Source organism: Pararhodobacter sp., assembly GCF_034676075.1.
In the GTDB taxonomy this organism is placed as follows: Bacteria; Pseudomonadota; Alphaproteobacteria; order Rhodobacterales; family Rhodobacteraceae; genus Pararhodobacter.
This window is the reverse complement of record NZ_JAUCCQ010000086.1, coordinates 1-16,008: the sequence shown is the minus strand read 5'-3', so window position 1 is coordinate 16,008 and position 16,008 is coordinate 1. Positions and strand designations below refer to the sequence as shown.

Sequence of the window (16,008 nt, the reverse complement as noted above, 5' to 3'; positions counted from 1 at the left end):
GTCTCGGTGAAGGTCTCGATCGACCAGCGCCCGCCGTGCCGCCCGAGGCCCGAGGCCTTGGAGCCGCCGAAGGGCACATGCGGCTCGTCATTCACCGACGAGCAATTGACGTGGCACATGCCGGTTTCCAGCCGCTTGGCGATGGAGAGCGCCCGCGCCTCGTCCTTGGTGAAGACGCCCGCCGAGAGCCCGTATTCGGTGTCGTTGTTTATGGCGATGGCTTCCTCGTCCGTGCGGAAGGGGATCACCGGAACCACCGGGCCGAAGGTCTCGTCGCGGTAGATCAGCATGTCGGGGGTGACGCCGGTCAGGATCGTCGGCTCGACGAAGCGGCCGTTGATGCCGCCGCCGACGACGACCTTGGCGCCCTTGGCGATGGCATCCTCCAGCTGCGCCTTGACCCGCGCGACCTGCCGGTCATTGATCAGGGGGCCGATCACGTTCGACTTGTCCGCCGTATCGCCGACCTTCAGCTTCGCCGCCCGTGCCGCGAATTTCGGCAGGAAATCGGCGTAGATCTTCTCGTGCACCAGCACCTTTTCGACCGACATGCAGATCTGGCCCTGATGCATGAAGCTGCCGAAGTTCGCCGCCTGCGAGGCGCGCTCCAGATCGGCGTCTTCGAGGATGATCAGGCTGTCCTTGCCGCCGAGTTCGACGCAGGCCTTCTTGAGATGCGCCCCGGCCTTGGCGGCAATGGCCCGGCCGACCGGGGTCGAGCCGGTGAAGGAGATGCCCTTGACGAAGGGATGCTCGATCATCTCGTCGCCCACCCCGGCCACGTTCTCGCGCGAGCAGGAGATGACGTTGAAGACGCCCGGCGGCACGCCCGCCTCTTCCATGATCTCGGCGAAATAGAGCCCGCCGATGAAGGGCGTGTCTTCCGAGGGTTTCAGGACGATGGTGTTGCCCGCGGCCATCGCGAAGGCAAAGCCCCGCGCGGTCAGGATGCCGGGGAAGTTCCACGGGCTGATGACCGAGATGACGCCCATCGGCGAGCGGACGGCGGTGGACATCTTGCCGTATTCCGACGGCATGATCTCCCCCAGCGGCTGGTAGCAGATGGCGGCGGCCGAGCGGAAGACCTCGGTCACGTAATGCGCCTCAAACGCACCCTTGCCGAACCAGCCGCCCCCCTCGGCCTGATTGAGGGCGATGTATTCGGGCGCGCGGCGCTCCCAGATGTCGCTGATCCGGTGCATCAGATGCGCACGCTCGGTGAATTTCATCGCCGCCCAGGCCGTGAAGGCGGCATGCGCGGCCTCGATGGCGGCGGCGGCATCGGTGCGGCTGCCGTCCGGGGCCTCGGCAAACAGCGCGCCGGTCGAGGGGTTGAGATCGGGGAAGGTCCGCGCGGCGCGCACCCATTGGCCGTTGATGTACTGGCCGCGGATCGTCTTGGTGACGGGGCTATCGAGCATGTCAGACCTCGCTTCTGCTGAACTGGGCGGTGCCGGGGCGCCGGGTATAGACCTCGACCCGGGCGCCCGAGGCCGGGATCGGCGGAGCCTCCGGCGCACTCGCCGGGGCGGCGACGGGGGCGGTCGGCGCGGGGGTCGCGGGCCGCGCGGTCGGGCGCAAGGGCGGCAGGCTGCTGGCGGCGGGACGCGACCGGGCCTGCCGCGCGGCGGCCTCGATTGCGTCGAGCGAGGCTTTCAGCGCGGCCGAGCGCTGGCTCACCGCCGCCTGCATTGCCCCGGGGCTGAGGGTCCGGGGCGCCGTGACCCCCGGCGCCTTGCGCGCAGCGCCGGCGACGATGGCGTCGATGTCGAGGCCCGAGATTTCCGAGGACGGGACCGAGCGGATCGGCTTGGCGCGGACCTGCGGCGTCGGCGGCGCGGGCACGCTGGTTTGCAGCACCGGCGCGGCCGGGGCCTTGGCCGGTCCCGTGGCATGCCCCGCCGCACCGCCGAGATAGGCCGCCTGCACCGCCGGATCGTGCAACAGGACCGAGGCCTTGTCCTCGCGCAGGATGCGGCCGTTCTCCAGCAGATAGCCGCGGTCGGCGATGGCGAGGCTCAGCTTGGCGTTCTGTTCGACCACCAGAATCCCCAGCCCCGTCTCGCGCACCTTCTTCAGCGTCTGGAACAATTCCTTGGCCAGCAGCGGCGAAAGGCCGAGGCTCGGCTCGTCCAGCATCAGGATTTCCGGGTTCGACATCATCGCCCGGCCGATGGCGACCATCTGCTGCTCGCCGCCCGACATGGTGCGCACCACCTGCCGCGCCCGGTCGCTGAGCTTGGGGAAGAGCCGCGTCAATTGCTCGTAGCGCGCCTCGACCTCTTCGCGGGCGCGCTGGGGATTGGCGCCCAGCATCAGGTTCTCGCGCACCGTCAGCTCGCCGAAGATGCCGCGCCCCTCGGGCACCAGCGCGATCCCGCGTTCCACCACCTTGTGCGGCGCCAGGCCGATCACCGGCTCGCCGCTCACGCTGACCGCGCCCGAGACCTGCCCCTCGCAGACCCCGGCAATCGCCTTCAGCAGCGTCGATTTCCCGGCGCCGTTGGCCCCCAGAATGACCACGATCTCGCCCGGGCTGACCTTCAGCGACGGGCCCGCCAGCGCGATATGCTTGCCGTAGCGGACGGCGAGTTCGTGAACCTCAAGCATCGTCATCCCCCAGATAGGCGCGGATCACTTCGGGGTCGGACAGGACCTCGGCCGGGGTCCCTTCGGCGATCTTGGTACCCGAGGACATGACCACGCAGCGGTCGCAGAGGCTGCGGATCGCGTCCATGACGTGTTCGACAAGGATGATCGTCCGCCCCTCGTCGCGCAAGGAGCGGATCAGCGCGATCCCGGTGCCCAGTTCCGTCGGGTTCAGCCCCGCCAGCCATTCGTCCAGAAGCAGCACCTCCGGGTCGCCCGCCAGCGCCCGCGCCAGTTCCACCCGCTTGGTGTCGATATAGGTCAGCGCCGAGACGGGCATCCCCATGACGGCGCTCAGCCCCAGCCGTTCGATCAGCGTCAGGGCGTGCGCCTTCGCCTCGGCCCCCCAGCGGCGGCGATGGCCGAAGGCGGCGCCGGCGATGACGTTGTCCAGAACGCTCAGTTCCGGCAGCAGCCGCACCAGCTGGAACGTCCGCCCCACCCCCAGCCGCGCCACCTTGTGCGCGGGCTTGCCCGCCAGTTCATGCCCCTCCAGCCGGATCGAGCCCGCGGTCGGCGCGAAACTGCCCGAGATCATGTTGATCATGGTGGATTTACCCGAGCCATTCGGCCCGATCAGCCCCATGACCGAATGCTCGGTCACGTCGAAACTCACGTCATGGACCGCGACCAGCCCGCCGAAGCGCTTGGTCACGTTCCTCACCTGCAGGACAATCCGGCTCATGAGCGGCCTCCGAAGCGGCGGCGGAAGCGGTCCCAGAGGCCGACGAAACCGCCGGGCAGCAGGTAGACGATAACCAGGAAGGCGATGCCCAGCAGCAGCAGCGTCTGGTTCGGCGCCTGCCGCGTGATGGCCTCCCACAGCAGGCTGAAGGGGATCACACCCGCAATCGGCCCCCAGAGCCGCCCGGTCCCGCCCAGAAGCGCCATGATGACGACCTGAAATGACAGCAGAGGTGCGAAGGCGGTGGCGGGTTCGATGTAGATGTAACGCGGCGCGAGGATCGCCCCGGTCGCGGCGGCCACGGCGCCCGGCACCATGAAAAGCGCGACCTTGGCCAGAGCCGTGTCGATGCCGGCGTGTTTCGCGACCGTCTCATCATTGCCGATGATGCGCAGCGCGAAACCCAGCCGCGAGCGACCGATCAGCCAGCCCGCGAGGAAGACCAGCGCCCCCAGACCCACCAGCATCCAGTAGATCTCGCGCTCAGTGATCGAGGTCAGGACATACATGCCGCGATGGCCGGTCTGGTTCTGCACCCAGGTCACGACCTGCCGCACCATCTCGGCCAGGCCGAGGGTGAAGATGACGAAATAGACGCCCGACAGGCGCAGCGTCACCAGCCCGACCAGCGCCGCCAGCACCGCGCCGATGATCGCGGCCAAGGGCGGCAGCACCCAGAACGGCAGGCTCTGGAACCCGAGGCCCGTGACGAAGGTGCCGATGCCGAAGAAGGCGGCAGTGGCGAGCGAGATGTAATGCGTGGGGCCCGAAAACAGCGCCCAGCTGGTCGCCAGCACCACGAACATCGCCATGGTTGTGCCCATGGTCAGCCAATAGGGGCTGCCATAGACCGGCAGCAGCGCCGCCAGACCCAGCAGGGCGGCCGAGATGGCCAGATTGCGCCAGTCGGTGCCGCTCATCCCCGGGCCTTTCCGAAAAGTCCCGCGGGCTTGAAGAGCAGCACCAGCAGGAAGAGCAGATAGGCCGCGGCCAGCGTCAGGCCCGGATCAACCAGCCGCGCCACCGCCGTCTCGGCGATGCCGAGGATCACGGCAGCGACGATGGTCCCCCGGATGTCGCCCACCCCGCCCATGATGATGATGATCAGCGCCTTCATGGTGAAGAGGACGCCGACCGAGGCATCGAGCGTGAAGAACATCGACACCAGCGCGCCGCCCGTGGCCGTCACGGCCCCGCCCAAAGCAAAGGCCAGCGCCGAAGCACGGCGCACGTCGACACCCACCAGCGAGGCCGAGGCCGGGTTTACCGCCACCGCCCGCAGGTTCAGGCCGACGCGGGAATAGGTCAGCCACAGCCACAGCGCCCCGCCGATCACCACCGCCAGCACGAAGGCGACGACGCGGTTCTGGGCGTAGGAGCTGCCGAACATCTCCAGCGGCTGGGCGAGGAAGGCATAGTTGAAATAGCCGCCGCCGAAGGCCCAGGTCATGATGCCGACGAAAGCGAAGGACATCCCGAACGTCGCCAGGATCGAATCGACCTCCAGCGCGCCGCGGCTTTTGGCCCGTTTCACAAGCGGTTGCAGCATGAAGCGGTAGACCAGCCAGTTGACCACGAAGGCCACCGGCGCGATGACGATCAGCGCCGCCACCGGGTTGATCTGCCCCGCGGTATAGAGCCAGAAAGCGGCGAACCCGCCCGCGACCAGCATCTCGCCATTCGCCAGGTTCATGATCCGCGCGACGCCGTATTGCAGGTTGAGCCCCAGCGCGATCAGCGCATAGGTCCCGCCCAGCAACAGGCCGGTTATCAGGATGAACATCGGGTCAGATCCGCCGTCTTGCCGGTGGGGGCGGCGCGCAAGGACACGCGCCGCCCGCCGGGATCAGTTCCAGCCGTCGAACAGCTCGGCGGCCACGGCGCCGTCACGACCCCGCGCGGCGATGCCCCGGAACACGCCGCCCTGCCATTGGCCGACGGTCCAGTACCGCTCGTTGTCGTTGTTTTCGTTGAAGTTCACCGGGCCGAGGATCGTCGAATACTCGTGCGAGCGGTCCTGCAGATAGGCAAGCACCGTGGCGCGGTCGATGGAGCCGGTGGCCTCGATCGCCTGACCCAGGATTTCCAGCGTGGCATAGGTCGCGGCCGAGGCCCAGTAATCGGGCGCCTGACCGGCGAATTCCATATGCGCCTCGGCGAAGGCCTGGAAGGCCGGGTCATCGGCATTGACGCCACCCATGCCCATCACCCCCTCGATCTGGTCGCCGAAACGGGCGGCATAGCCCGGGAAGGCGGTGGCGACGGCGGTGAAGAACACATGCGGCGCGAAGTTCTGCACGATGGCCTGATCGGTCAGCGCGAAGGTGTCACCGGGATAGGACCAGGCGATGAAGGCATCGGGGTTCGCGGCCTTGGCCCCGTCGATGACCGGCGCCAGATCCTGCGTGCCCAGGGGATACGAGCTTTCGTAGACGATCTCGAACCCGTTCGATTCCAGCACCCCGCGCGAGATGCCCGCCATCTCGATCCCGAAGGCGTCGGCCACGTTGACCAGCGCCACGCGGTTGCCGATCTCGCCCCGGTCGCGCATGCCGACCAGCACATGCGCCGTATCCTCGGCCATGATCGAGGTCCGGCCCAGCACGAAGAACATGTTCGGGAACTGCTGCGCCAGCGCCGGCTGCTGGTCGGTGACCGCGGTGCCGGTGATCATCGGATAGCCGAGCTGGGCGAAGATCGGCGCTGCGGCCAGGTTCATGCCCGTGGAATAGGGCGCGACCATGAAATCGACCTGATCCTGCGTCGCCAGACGCTGCGCGGCCTGGATGGCCTGCTGCGGGTTGGTCTGGTCGTCGTATTCCACCAGCTCGATGGTCATGCGGCGATCGCCCACCTGTAGCCCGCCCGCCTCGTTGGTCTGATGCACCCAGAGCCGCACCGCCGGCCAGTGGGTGACGGTCGCGCCCCCGGCCAGCGGGCCGGTCTGCGGCGCGGCGGCGCCCATGCGAATGGTATCCTGCGCCAGGGACATCCCGGCCCCGGCCGCCAGCGCGACGGCGGCAGCCGCAAGCTGCGTGAACGTTCTGCGATACATGTGACATCTCCCCTTTGTCATCGTTGTCGGCCCTGTGGCCGCCGTTCGCTCCGACCCGGCGTCGCCGCCGGCCTCCTCCCCGGAATGCCGGGCATCCAGATGGATGCCGGCCCCGCGCAACGGACCCTGTCTGCCCAACCTCCCCAGACGACAAGGCAGCGCCATGATGCATTGCCCCGGATACATTTCAAGAGATTTGACACCGCGAAAGACGGTTTTCTGATGCTGCAAAGCAGCAAGAAACCGCGCCACCACGGGAGAAGCCTATATTTTTTTCAGATGCCTAGGACGCAGCCTTGCATCCAGCGACTAGCTCGGCGCCCGAGTGTCGCAACCAACGCAAACCTCTGAATGTATACATTCGGCAAAAAGTCAGTGCTTTCAGCCGCAAGACGCAAAAGCCGGGCGCAAGGGATGCGCCCGGCCATTTTGCCATCAAACAGGGTGACGACGGTTCAGAAGGTGATCGTGCGGCCCAGCGTCAGGCGGAAATCCCGGCCCCGGCGCGGCAGCGAGGTGGCATAGGAGCCGTCGAGCGCGTTGTAATAGTTGAGGTCGAAGACGTTGTTGACGGCGAATTGCACATCGATCCCGCGCAGCGCCCCGCTCTGCGGCCGCCAGGTCAGGAACAGGTCATGCACCGCATAGCCCGGGAACCGGTCGCCCGAAGCCAGCGTCACCGGCCCCGCGAAGGTGCCGCGCCAGCCGATTTCCAGGTTCTGCTGCGGCAGGCGGCGGCCGATCTCCAGCATCAGCTCCGGCGCCGGGGTCGAGGCCAGGCGGTCGCCCGTGCTCTGGTCGATGCCCTCGATCCAGCTGGCGGCGCTGCGGCCGAACCACAGGTCGGACTGGTAGGAGGCCTCAAGCTCGATGCCACGGATCCGGGCCCGGCCGATGTTCTGGAAGCTGGGCTGGCCGACGATGCCGACCCGCTCGATCCGGTCGCGGAACTGGTTGTTGAACGCGGTGAGCTTCAGGTCCAGCCCGTCGCCCTCGGTGATCAGGCCCCGCCCCTGCCAGGCGACGCCCAGCTCGACGGTGCGCGCGTGTTCCGGCCGCAGCCCCATCGACGAGACGCCGCCCGAGGTGCCGCTGTCGAAGACCTCGTCCAGGGACGGCAGCCGCGTCGTCTCGGCCAGGGTGCCGAAGACCGACCAGGCCTCGTTGATCCGGTATTGCGCGGACAGCGAGGCGGCGGTGCCCGAATGCGTGACCGGCACGTTCAGATAGGCCGGATCGACCCCGGCCGTCGCCACCATGCGCGAGCGGTCATGCCGCAGCGAGGCCAGCAGCGTGAAGTCCTGGTTCAGCACGAATTCGTTCTGCACGAAGACGCCCCAGGTATCGCTCTGCCCGGCCGGGTGCGAGGTCAGGGTCGAGGCGCCCGAGATCTGCACCCGCTCGCGCTGCGCCGCCTCGGCGCCGAAGGTCAGGTAGTTCTGCCAGTTGGCGCCTTCCATGGTGATGGTGTTGCGCGCGTTCAGCGACAGGGTCTCGTAGGCATAGACCGAATCCTGGAAGATCGAATAGGGCGGCGAGAAGGGCCAGCCGGGATAGCCGGTGGCGTTCGACTGGTCGACCTCGGAACGCGAATAGCTCAGCTGCACCCGGGCATCGAGCCAGGGATTGTCCGAAGCCGGGTTCTCCCAGGTGATCTGCGCCGTGTCATCGGTCACCACCCGGTCGACATTGCCGAAGACCGAGAAGTTGCCATAGGCCGAATAGGGCACCTGCACGCCCGAGGTGGTCCAGCGCGACAGCGTGAAGCGCAGGCTCTGCTCGCTGTCGTCGAAGGGCCGCCAGGTGGCGTTGACCAGCCCGGACTGGCTGGACAGGTTCGAGCCGGCGACCGGCACGCCGCCGCCCGCCTCGTAATCCTGCTCCTGCCGGGTGGTCAGCGCGGCCAGGATCTCGAAACGCTCGTTGAAGCGATGGGCGAGGATGGCCGAGCCCGAAAAGCCCGCGTTCGACTGCCCCGAGAGGCGGAAGCGCAGCGCGGTGTTCTCGTCCCCGGTCAGGAAGTCCGAGGCCTCGCGCGTCTCGAAGGCGACGACGCCGCCGATGGCGCCCGAACCATAGAGCAGGGACGCGCCCGGCCCCCGCAGCACTTCCACGCGGCGATAGAGGTCCGGCTCGCCGAAATGCGAGCCCACGCGGTATTGCTCGAAGTACTTCTGCACGCCGTCGATGGTGACGACGATGCGATTCTCATCCGAGGCCGATTGCGTGCCGACGCCGCGGATGTTCAGGAACTGGCCGGTCATCGCCTCGCCGCCGAAGGCCTGAACGCCGGGCACGGCGCGCAGCAATTCACCGGGCGTGGTGGCCTGTTCGCGGTCCAGGTCTTCCTGTTCCAGCGCGGTCACGGCCTGCGGCGTGTCGATGGCGACCCGGGCACGGCCCGCAGACAGGATGATCCGGCCCAGCAGCGTGAAGACGCCCTCGCCGGTGGCCTGCGCGGCGGCGGGGGTGGAAAGCGCGGTGGCAAGCGCCAGCGTCGAGACCGCACCGAGGCGGCGGATGGTGGGTGACATGGGTCCCTCGTTTGGTTGTTGTTGTTGATGCTGGCGAGGGGCTGGCAGTTGGATGGATCAGGCCGCGGCTTGCGGCAGGATGAAGGGGGTGCCGTCGGACGGCGGCGTGGACACGCGGATCGCGCAGCCATAGGCGGCGGCAAGAGTGGCATCGGTGAAGACCTCGGCCGGGCTGCCGCGCGCGGCGATGCGGCCCGCGGTCATCAGCCAGACCTGATCGGCGACCATGGCGGTGAGGTTCAAGTCATGCATGACGGCGATCACCCCGCCGCCCGCTTCGGCGAAATCCCGGGCGATGCGCATCACCTGCAGCTGGTGCCCGATATCGAGTGCAGCCACAGGTTCATCGAGGAACAGCCAGCGCGGCAGGCCATGGACCACCGGCGTCCAGACCTGCAACAGGACCCGCGCCAGATGCACCCTTTGCTGTTCGCCGCCCGACAGCTCCTGGAAAAGCCGCCCCTCGTAGCCGCCAAGCCCCACCCGGTGCAAGGCCTGCGAGGGCAGCGCCCGGGCCTCGGCCCCCGGCACGCCGGTCAGGCCCAGCCGCACGATTTCCAGCACGGTGAAGGGGAAGGCCAGCGGCACCGATTGCGGCAGCACGGCCCGGCGCAGCGCCAGCGCCTCGGGCTTGAGGCTGCGCAGGTCCTGCCCGTCAAGGCACAGCCGCCCGGAGGAGGCCACCTCGCCCGTCAGCGCGCGCAGCAGCGTCGTCTTGCCCGAGCCGTTCGGCCCGACGATGCAGGTCAGCGTCCCGGCCCTTGCCTCAAGGTCGATGCCCTTCAGGATCGGCTTGCGGCCCAGCGTGACGGAAAGGGTTTCGGCGTCCAGCATGTCAGAGGTCCACGAGCCCGCGCTTGCGCAGCAGGATCCACAGGAAGAACGGCCCGCCCGCCAGCGCCGTGACGATGCCGATGGGCAGTTCGGCAGGCGCGGCGATGGTGCGCGCGACCATATCGGCGCCGATCAGCAGCGCCGCGCCCAGCAGGCCCGCGGCGGGCAGCAGGAAGCGGTGATCCGGCCCCATGGCGAGGCGCAAGAGGTGCGGCACGACGATGCCGACGAAGCCGATCCCGCCCGAGACCGCCACCGCCGCCCCGGTCATCGCCGCAACGGCGAGGATGGCGAGGCGCTTGGCGCGCTCCACCCGGATCCCCAGATGCATGGCCGTCGCCTCGCCCAGCGACAGCGCGTTCAGCGCCCGGGCCATGAAGGGCACCGCCAGCAGCCCCAGGATCATCACCGGCGCCGCGGCGGCAAGGCGGGTCCAGCTGGACCCGGCCAGCGAGCCCATGTTCCAGAAGGTCAGGTCCCTGAGCTGCGCGTCGTCCGCGAGGAAGATCAGCACGCCCATTCCCGCACCCGCCAGCGCCGCCATGGCGATCCCGGCCAGCAGCATCGTCGCCACCGAAGTACGCCCGGCCCGGGTGCTGATCCGGTAGAGCAGCAGCGTGCTGGCCCAACCGCCGAGGAAGGCGCCGATCGGCACCAGATGCGACCCCGCCAGCGCCAGCAGCCCGGCGGGCAGCAGACCGCCCAGCACGATGACCAGCACCGCACCGAGGCTCGCGCCCGCGCTGACCCCGACGATGCCGGGATCGGCCAGCGGGTTGCGGAACAGGCCCTGCATCACCGCCCCGGCCACCGCCAGCGAGGCGCCGACCAGCGCCCCGGTGACCAGCCGCGGCAAGCGGATGTCGAACAGGATCACCCGCTCACGCAGCCCGATGGCCTCACCCGCCAGCCAGTCGCCCAGCACCGCCCAGGGCGAGACCCCCGCCGCGCCCACCGCCAGCGAGGCCACGCCCGCCGCCAGCAGCAGAGCCACCAGCGCCAGCGTCACCTTCTGCGCCCGGGGCGCGCGGTCGCCGGACGGGACCGGAGGGGTCAGCGCCACCATCGGCTCAGCCCTCCAGCGCCCGGATGAGCGCCAGCGCCGCCTCGGGCGTGCGCGGGCCGAAGCCCAGCAGCAGCGCGCCGTCCATCCGCACGATCCGCCCGTTCTGCGCCGCGGGCGTCAGCCCCAGCGCCGGATGGGCCAGGATCGCCGCATCGTCCAGCGCATGATCGCCCGAGCGGTCCATCATCAGGATCGCGTCGGGCGCAGCGGCGGCGATGGCCTCGTCGGTTAGGGGGCGATAGCCCTCGAACCCGTCGAGCACGTTCTGCGCCCCGGCCAGCGTCAGGATGCCTTGCGCCGCGGTGCCCTGCCCCGCCGCCATCACCCGGCCGCCAGCCGCCGACAGGATGAACAGCACCCGGGGACTTTCAGCCGCCGCGCGGGCCTCGGCCAGGGTGGCGAAACCCTCGGTCACCGACCCCACCAGCGGCGCCGGATCGACGCCGAGCGCCCCCGCCACCCCCTCGATTCGGGCGATGACACCGGCCTCGGTGAAATCGGCCGCGATCCGCACCACCGGCACGGCGCTGGCCGCGACCAGATCCATCGTCGCGGGCGGGCCCGCATCGACATCGGCGAGGATCAGATCGGGATCCAGCGACAGCAGCCCCTCGGGCGACAGCGCCCGCAGATAGCCCACATCGGGCAGTTCCGCGAAAACCTCGGGGTAGAGGCAGGTCGTATCCCGACCGACCACCCGATCCACCTGCCCCAAAGCCGCGACCACCTCGCACAGCGCCGAGCCCGCCACCACGACGCGGTCCTGCGCCAGGGTGGGCGTGGCGGCCAGAGCCGCCACAACCAACAATCCACGCATGGCTCAGATCCCGTGCGTCTGGGCGAGCGCATCGGTCAGCGCCACCCAGCCCTCGGTCCCGGGGAGCGGGCCGCTGTTGTCCTCGGGCGCGGGTTCCGAGCGTTCGTTGCCCGGCGCCCGCTGGCCGAAGATCTGGGCGATGACCATGCCGTCGGCGTCGAAGAACTCGATCGACACTGCCATGCCGTGCTTGGTCGGTTTGCGCACCAGCCAGACCTCGGCGATCTTGTCCGAGCGCAGGTGCAGGTTGAAGCCCGGGTCCAGCACGTTCAGCCAGGGGCCCATCTGCTCGATCCGGTGGACGAGGCCGCCATGGATCTGGATGCAGCCCATGTTGCCGACGAAGATCATCACCGGAACCTGCCCCTCGGCCGCACCGCGCAGCGCGGCATCGACCGCCTCGGGCTTCAGCGCCACGGCATAGGGTGCCCCGGCGATGCGATAGGCGCCAAGGCGGTTCATCTTCAGCTTCGAGGTGAGGCGCAGGAACTGGTGCGTATCGGTCAGCGCGTCCCATTCCTTCAGCAGGATGTCGCGCTTCTCGGCGTTGGATTTCGCCGCCTCGACCGGGGAACGCGGCTGGGTCTCGATCCCGTCCGACTGGTCCTCGGCCCGCAGATCGGCAACCAGCGCCTCGAAGGCCGCGACATTCGTGGCCGGACGCAGATGCACCTTGTGCACCGCATCCCCCGCCGCATCGAAGATCTGGATCGAGCGCTTGTCGCCGTCGCTCAGCGCGAAAGCGTGCACCCAATGGCGCGGGAAGATCCGCAGGTCGATATCCGGACCCAGCACCATCGCCGCATGCGGCCCGGGGTGATAGTCCAGATAGGCGCCGTCCTTCTCGTGCACGCAATGCTCGTTGCGGGTAAGCGCCATGACAGGGCCCAGATTCCCCAGCGCCGGGAACAGCCGGTCGATGTCACAGGTCAGGCGCACCACACCCTTGCCGTCGACGCCCGAGGCCACCAGATGCGCCTCGCTCACGCCCAGCTGCTCGGCCAGATCGCGGATGCGGCTTTTCGGATTCCCGGCGCGGGCATCGCGCAGGCCCTGCGGCGAGCGGTCGAGCGCGGTCACCTCGGAGGTGAGGTCGGGGGCGGTAAGGCTGGACATGGCAATCCCTTTCATGACCAAGGCAGCGGGGGCAGGCGCGTCTGGCGAAAGGCTGGATTGCGCGGTCGCGCCGAAGAGGGCGCGGTTACTTGACAAAATCTGTTAGGTATCCTAGCCGAAACATGCAAGCGGAAAATTCGTTTCCGCGGTCCCCGCCAGCCATCGCGCCAGCCAGATCTTTACCCTGCAAGCCGAGGTCATGATGGCTGTCCGATTCCCCGCCCTCTGCGGCGCGCTGATGCTCGCCGCGCAGAGCGCCCTCGCCCAATCCACCCCCGATCAAGCCGCCCCGGCGGTCAGCGTCGAGCTGAACGCCATCCACCCCCGGGACGGCGCCTGCCAGTTCGTGCTGGTCGGCCAGAACGGGACCGAAGCCGATATCGACCGGCTGGTGCTGGAGGCGGTGCTTTTCGACACCGAGGGGCGGGTCGCGACGATGACGCTGCTGGACCTGCAGGACCTGCCCGCGGGCCGCATGCGGGTCCGCAGTTTCGAGATCGGCGGGATCACCTGCGAGGGCGTCTCGCGGCTCCTGATCAACGGCGTCAGCAGCTGTGAGCCCGAGGGCTGCGGCGCGGCGATCGAAGCCCGCTCCGTCACCCCGATCGAGGTGCTGCAATGAACGCGCTGTTCGAGGCCGTCGCCAATGTCGCGGAACTGGGCGGCCCGGTGGTCATGGTGCTGCTGGCCATGTCGCTGGTGGCGCTGGCCCTGATCCTGGCCAAGATCTGGCAATTCCTGCGCCTCGGCGTCGGACGCCACGGCGCGCTGGACCGGGCGCTGACCGCCTGGGACCGCGGCGCCGCCACCGAGGCGCGCCAGCAGGCCAAGGCCGCGCCCAGCCATCTGGGGCCGGTGACCCTGCTCGCGCTCGATGCCGCGGGCGATGGCCAGCACGACGAGGCCGCGCTCCGCGCCCGCCTCACGGGCGAGGCCGCGGCCCGTCTGGCGCGGCTCTCGGCCGGGCTCAGGCTGCTCGATTCCGTGGCGCAGGTGGCGCCGCTGCTGGGGCTCTTCGGCACGGTTCTGGGCATGATCGAGGCCTTCCAGGGCCTGCAATCGGCGGGCGCCGCCGTCGACCCCTCGGCCTTGGCAGGCGGGATCTGGGTCGCGCTCCTGACCACCGCCGTGGGCCTGGCCGTCGCCATGCCCGCCTCGCTGGTGCTGGCCTGGTTCGACGCCCGCATCGCCCGTGAGGCGGCGATGTCCGAGCGGATCATCGACACCGCCCTCTGCGCCGGCCTCGGCCATGGCTGACAGCCGCCTGACGCCCGCGCCGCGACGGCGCGGTCTGTCGCTCACCTCGCTGATCGACGTGATCTTCCTGCTTCTCTTGTTCTTCATGCTGACCTCGACCTTCACCAAGCTGGGCGAGCTGGAACTGACCGCCGCGCCGCAAGGCGCGGGCAGCGCCGACACACCGCCCGCCTTCGTCCAGCTCGGCCCCGAGTCGCTGCGCCTCAATGCCCGCGACATTCCGCTCGAGGACCTCCGCGCCGCGCTGACCGAGCTTGCCGGACCCGAGGGCACGGCGCTCATCGCGCTGGCCGAGGGGGTCGAGGCACAGCGCCTGGTCGATATCCTGGCCGCGCTGCGCGGGGCGCCCTTCGCCGTGCGGGTGCTGGGATGAGAGCCGCCACGCCCACTCGCAGCAAGGGCGAGCCGACCATCGGCCTGATCAACATCGTCTTCCTGATGCTGATCTTCTTCCTGATCGCCGGGACCATCGCCCCCTCGCCCGATCCGTCGGTGACGCTGGTCAGCATCGCCGAGCTGGAAACCCGCGCCCCGCCCGAGGCGCTGGTCATCACCGCCGAGGGCGGGCTGCGCATCGACGGCATCGACTGGCCGGACACGCCCGAAGCGGGCGCGCTGGCCTATCTGGAAACCCTGCCCGAGCCGCGCGTCGCCCGCCTGCTGGTCGACCGGGCGGCGCCCGCGGCGCTGGTCGTGTCCCTCGCCGAGGGGCTGCGCGGCGCCGGGGCGGAACGGGTGGTCCTGTTGGGAGAAAGGGCCCTCGAATGAGCTTTGCCCGCACCGAACCCGCCTGGCCGGCGCTGATCGTCGCCGGAGCCCTGTCGCTCGCCGCCCATGCCGCGGTGCTGGCGGGCTTCGCCGGGCGCGGCGAGTCGCTGATGATCGAAGGCGGCGGCGTGGCCGAGATCGCCGCGCTCGGCAATGATTTCCGCGACTTCACCCGCGGCGCCCTGCCCTCGCAGGCGGCCGAGGCCGTGCCGGAAACCCCGACCGAAGCCGCCCCGACACCGTCGCCGGTGGCGCCGCGCGCCACGGCCAGCGACACGCCCCCGGCCGCGACCGAGGCGGCCGAGGCCCCGACGACGCCCCCGGTCGCCGCGCCCCGGACCCTGACCGAAACCGCGCCCGAGGCCGTCCCCCCGGCCAGCGAGACCCCCACCTTGACCGCCGCCCCCGCCGCGACGCCGGTGGCAAGCACGTCCGCCACACCGCCCGCCGCGACCCAAGCCACTCCCCTCGCCGCCGCCGCGCCCGTCACCCCGCCGACCACCGCCCCCACGCCCGAGGTCGAGGTCCAGATGGCCGCCGCCGACACCCCCCGCCCGCAGCGCCGCCCCGACCCCGAGACCCGGCGCCCGCCACAACAATCCAGCGCCGCCCAGGCCGCGGGCGATTCCGACCGCGACGCGAGGCGCGGCTCGGACCAGGGCCAGCAACAGGCCACGGCCGCCCGAGCCGCGCCCCGGCAGGCGGCCGCCGCCGCCCCCGGCAATGCCGCGGCTTCGAACTACCCGGGCCAGGTGATGCAGCGCATCCAGAGGGTCCGTCGTGCCCGGGTCAATGCGCGCGGCACCGCGGTCGTGGCCTTCACCATCGCGCCGGGTGGCGGGCTGGCGGGGGTGCAGATCGCCCGCGCCTCGGGCAGCGCGGCGCTCGATCAGGCGGCGCTCGACCACATCCGCCGCGCCGCGCCCTTCCCCGCCCCGCCCCAGGGCGCGCAACGGCAATTCTCGTTCGAATTCGTCGGACGCTGAGGAAAAGGAAGGGGGGCTTTCTGCCCCCTCTGCCCTGCGGGCTGGTCCGGCCCTGCGCTTGCGCTCCGGGCGTTCGGGCCTGACGACGCGCCACCGGCGCCTCGTCCGGGCGGCCCTCACCCCCGAGGATATTTGAAGAACAAAGATGGCAGGTTAACGCCCTCTTAATCTTCATCTTTGTTCTGAAAATATCCTCGGGGGTTTCCAAAGGGGGCCCGAGGGTCCCCTTTGGCGGGGGGCG

16 protein-coding genes are annotated in these 16,008 nt (G+C 69.8%); 5 read left to right on the top strand and 11 right to left on the bottom strand.

The genetic code is table 11. The features are described 5' to 3' along the window. The 11 genes from VDQ18_RS17395 to VDQ18_RS17345 all read right to left on the bottom strand — a co-directional run. Positions 1-1,421: aldehyde dehydrogenase family protein (locus VDQ18_RS17395; RefSeq protein ID WP_323022171.1), on the bottom strand; the 1,421-nt coding region annotated here is incomplete at its 3' end. A gap of 1 nt (position 1,422) precedes the next feature. After that, positions 1,423-2,610 carry an ABC transporter ATP-binding protein gene (locus VDQ18_RS17390; protein WP_323020808.1) on the bottom strand — a complete coding sequence of 396 codons (1,188 nt, stop codon included), beginning with the start codon at positions 2,608-2,610 and terminating at the stop codon, positions 1,423-1,425. Then, positions 2,603-3,334: an ABC transporter ATP-binding protein gene (locus tag VDQ18_RS17385; protein WP_323020807.1), complete on the bottom strand. Its 732-nt coding sequence runs from the start codon at positions 3,332-3,334 to the stop codon at positions 2,603-2,605. The genes VDQ18_RS17390 and VDQ18_RS17385 overlap by 8 nt, the downstream gene beginning before the upstream one ends. Beyond that, complete coding sequence (locus VDQ18_RS17380; protein WP_323020806.1) at positions 3,331-4,254, bottom strand: branched-chain amino acid ABC transporter permease; 924 nt, start codon at positions 4,252-4,254, stop codon at positions 3,331-3,333. Before VDQ18_RS17380 ends, VDQ18_RS17385 begins: the two co-directional genes overlap by 4 nt. Then, positions 4,251-5,117 (bottom strand): branched-chain amino acid ABC transporter permease, encoded by an 867-nt coding sequence (locus tag VDQ18_RS17375; protein WP_323020805.1) that lies wholly within the window; start codon positions 5,115-5,117, stop codon positions 4,251-4,253. Before VDQ18_RS17375 ends, VDQ18_RS17380 begins: the two co-directional genes overlap by 4 nt. Before the next feature lie 63 nt (positions 5,118-5,180). Further along, positions 5,181-6,389 carry an amino acid ABC transporter substrate-binding protein gene (locus VDQ18_RS17370; RefSeq protein ID WP_323020804.1) on the bottom strand — a complete coding sequence of 403 codons (1,209 nt, stop codon included), beginning with the start codon at positions 6,387-6,389 and terminating at the stop codon, positions 5,181-5,183. A gap of 455 nt (positions 6,390-6,844) precedes the next feature. Continuing rightward, positions 6,845-8,923 carry a TonB-dependent receptor domain-containing protein gene (locus VDQ18_RS17365; RefSeq protein ID WP_323020803.1) on the bottom strand — a complete coding sequence of 693 codons (2,079 nt, stop codon included), beginning with the start codon at positions 8,921-8,923 and terminating at the stop codon, positions 6,845-6,847. A gap of 57 nt (positions 8,924-8,980) precedes the next feature. Further along, positions 8,981-9,757, bottom strand: a complete 777-nt coding sequence (locus VDQ18_RS17360; RefSeq protein WP_323020802.1) for a heme ABC transporter ATP-binding protein — start codon at positions 9,755-9,757, stop codon at positions 8,981-8,983. Between the two features lies 1 nt (position 9,758). Further along, positions 9,759-10,823, bottom strand: a complete 1,065-nt coding sequence (locus tag VDQ18_RS17355; protein WP_323020801.1) for an iron ABC transporter permease — start codon at positions 10,821-10,823, stop codon at positions 9,759-9,761. Between the two features lie 4 nt (positions 10,824-10,827). Continuing rightward, on the bottom strand, positions 10,828-11,640 hold the full coding sequence (locus VDQ18_RS17350; protein ID WP_323020800.1) for a heme/hemin ABC transporter substrate-binding protein: 813 nt from the start codon (positions 11,638-11,640) through the stop codon (positions 10,828-10,830). 3 nt (positions 11,641-11,643) lie between these two features. Then, a complete protein-coding gene (locus VDQ18_RS17345) occupies positions 11,644-12,756 on the bottom strand; it encodes a hemin-degrading factor (RefSeq protein WP_323020799.1) in 1,113 nt (370 codons plus the stop codon). A 202-nt stretch (positions 12,757-12,958) separates the two neighbouring features. Here VDQ18_RS17345 and VDQ18_RS17340 point away from each other — a divergent pair, with 202 nt between their 5' ends. The 5 genes from VDQ18_RS17340 to VDQ18_RS17320 are packed head-to-tail and all read left to right on the top strand — an operon-like array spanning position 12,959 to position 15,767. Beyond that, positions 12,959-13,378, top strand: coding sequence for a hypothetical protein (locus VDQ18_RS17340; RefSeq protein WP_323020798.1), 420 nt, complete (start codon positions 12,959-12,961; stop codon positions 13,376-13,378). Next, on the top strand, positions 13,375-14,013 hold the full coding sequence (locus VDQ18_RS17335; protein ID WP_323020797.1) for a MotA/TolQ/ExbB proton channel family protein: 639 nt from the start codon (positions 13,375-13,377) through the stop codon (positions 14,011-14,013). Before VDQ18_RS17340 ends, VDQ18_RS17335 begins: the two co-directional genes overlap by 4 nt. Then, positions 14,006-14,386 (top strand): ExbD/TolR family protein, encoded by a 381-nt coding sequence (locus VDQ18_RS17330; RefSeq protein WP_323020796.1) that lies wholly within the window; start codon positions 14,006-14,008, stop codon positions 14,384-14,386. The genes VDQ18_RS17335 and VDQ18_RS17330 overlap by 8 nt, the downstream gene beginning before the upstream one ends. Next, positions 14,383-14,781 carry an ExbD/TolR family protein gene (locus tag VDQ18_RS17325; protein ID WP_107750575.1) on the top strand — a complete coding sequence of 133 codons (399 nt, stop codon included), beginning with the start codon at positions 14,383-14,385 and terminating at the stop codon, positions 14,779-14,781. The genes VDQ18_RS17330 and VDQ18_RS17325 overlap by 4 nt, the downstream gene beginning before the upstream one ends. Then, positions 14,778-15,767 (top strand): TonB family protein, encoded by a 990-nt coding sequence (locus VDQ18_RS17320; protein WP_323020795.1) that lies wholly within the window; start codon positions 14,778-14,780, stop codon positions 15,765-15,767. The genes VDQ18_RS17325 and VDQ18_RS17320 overlap by 4 nt, the downstream gene beginning before the upstream one ends. Positions 15,768-16,008: the final 241 nt, after the last annotated feature.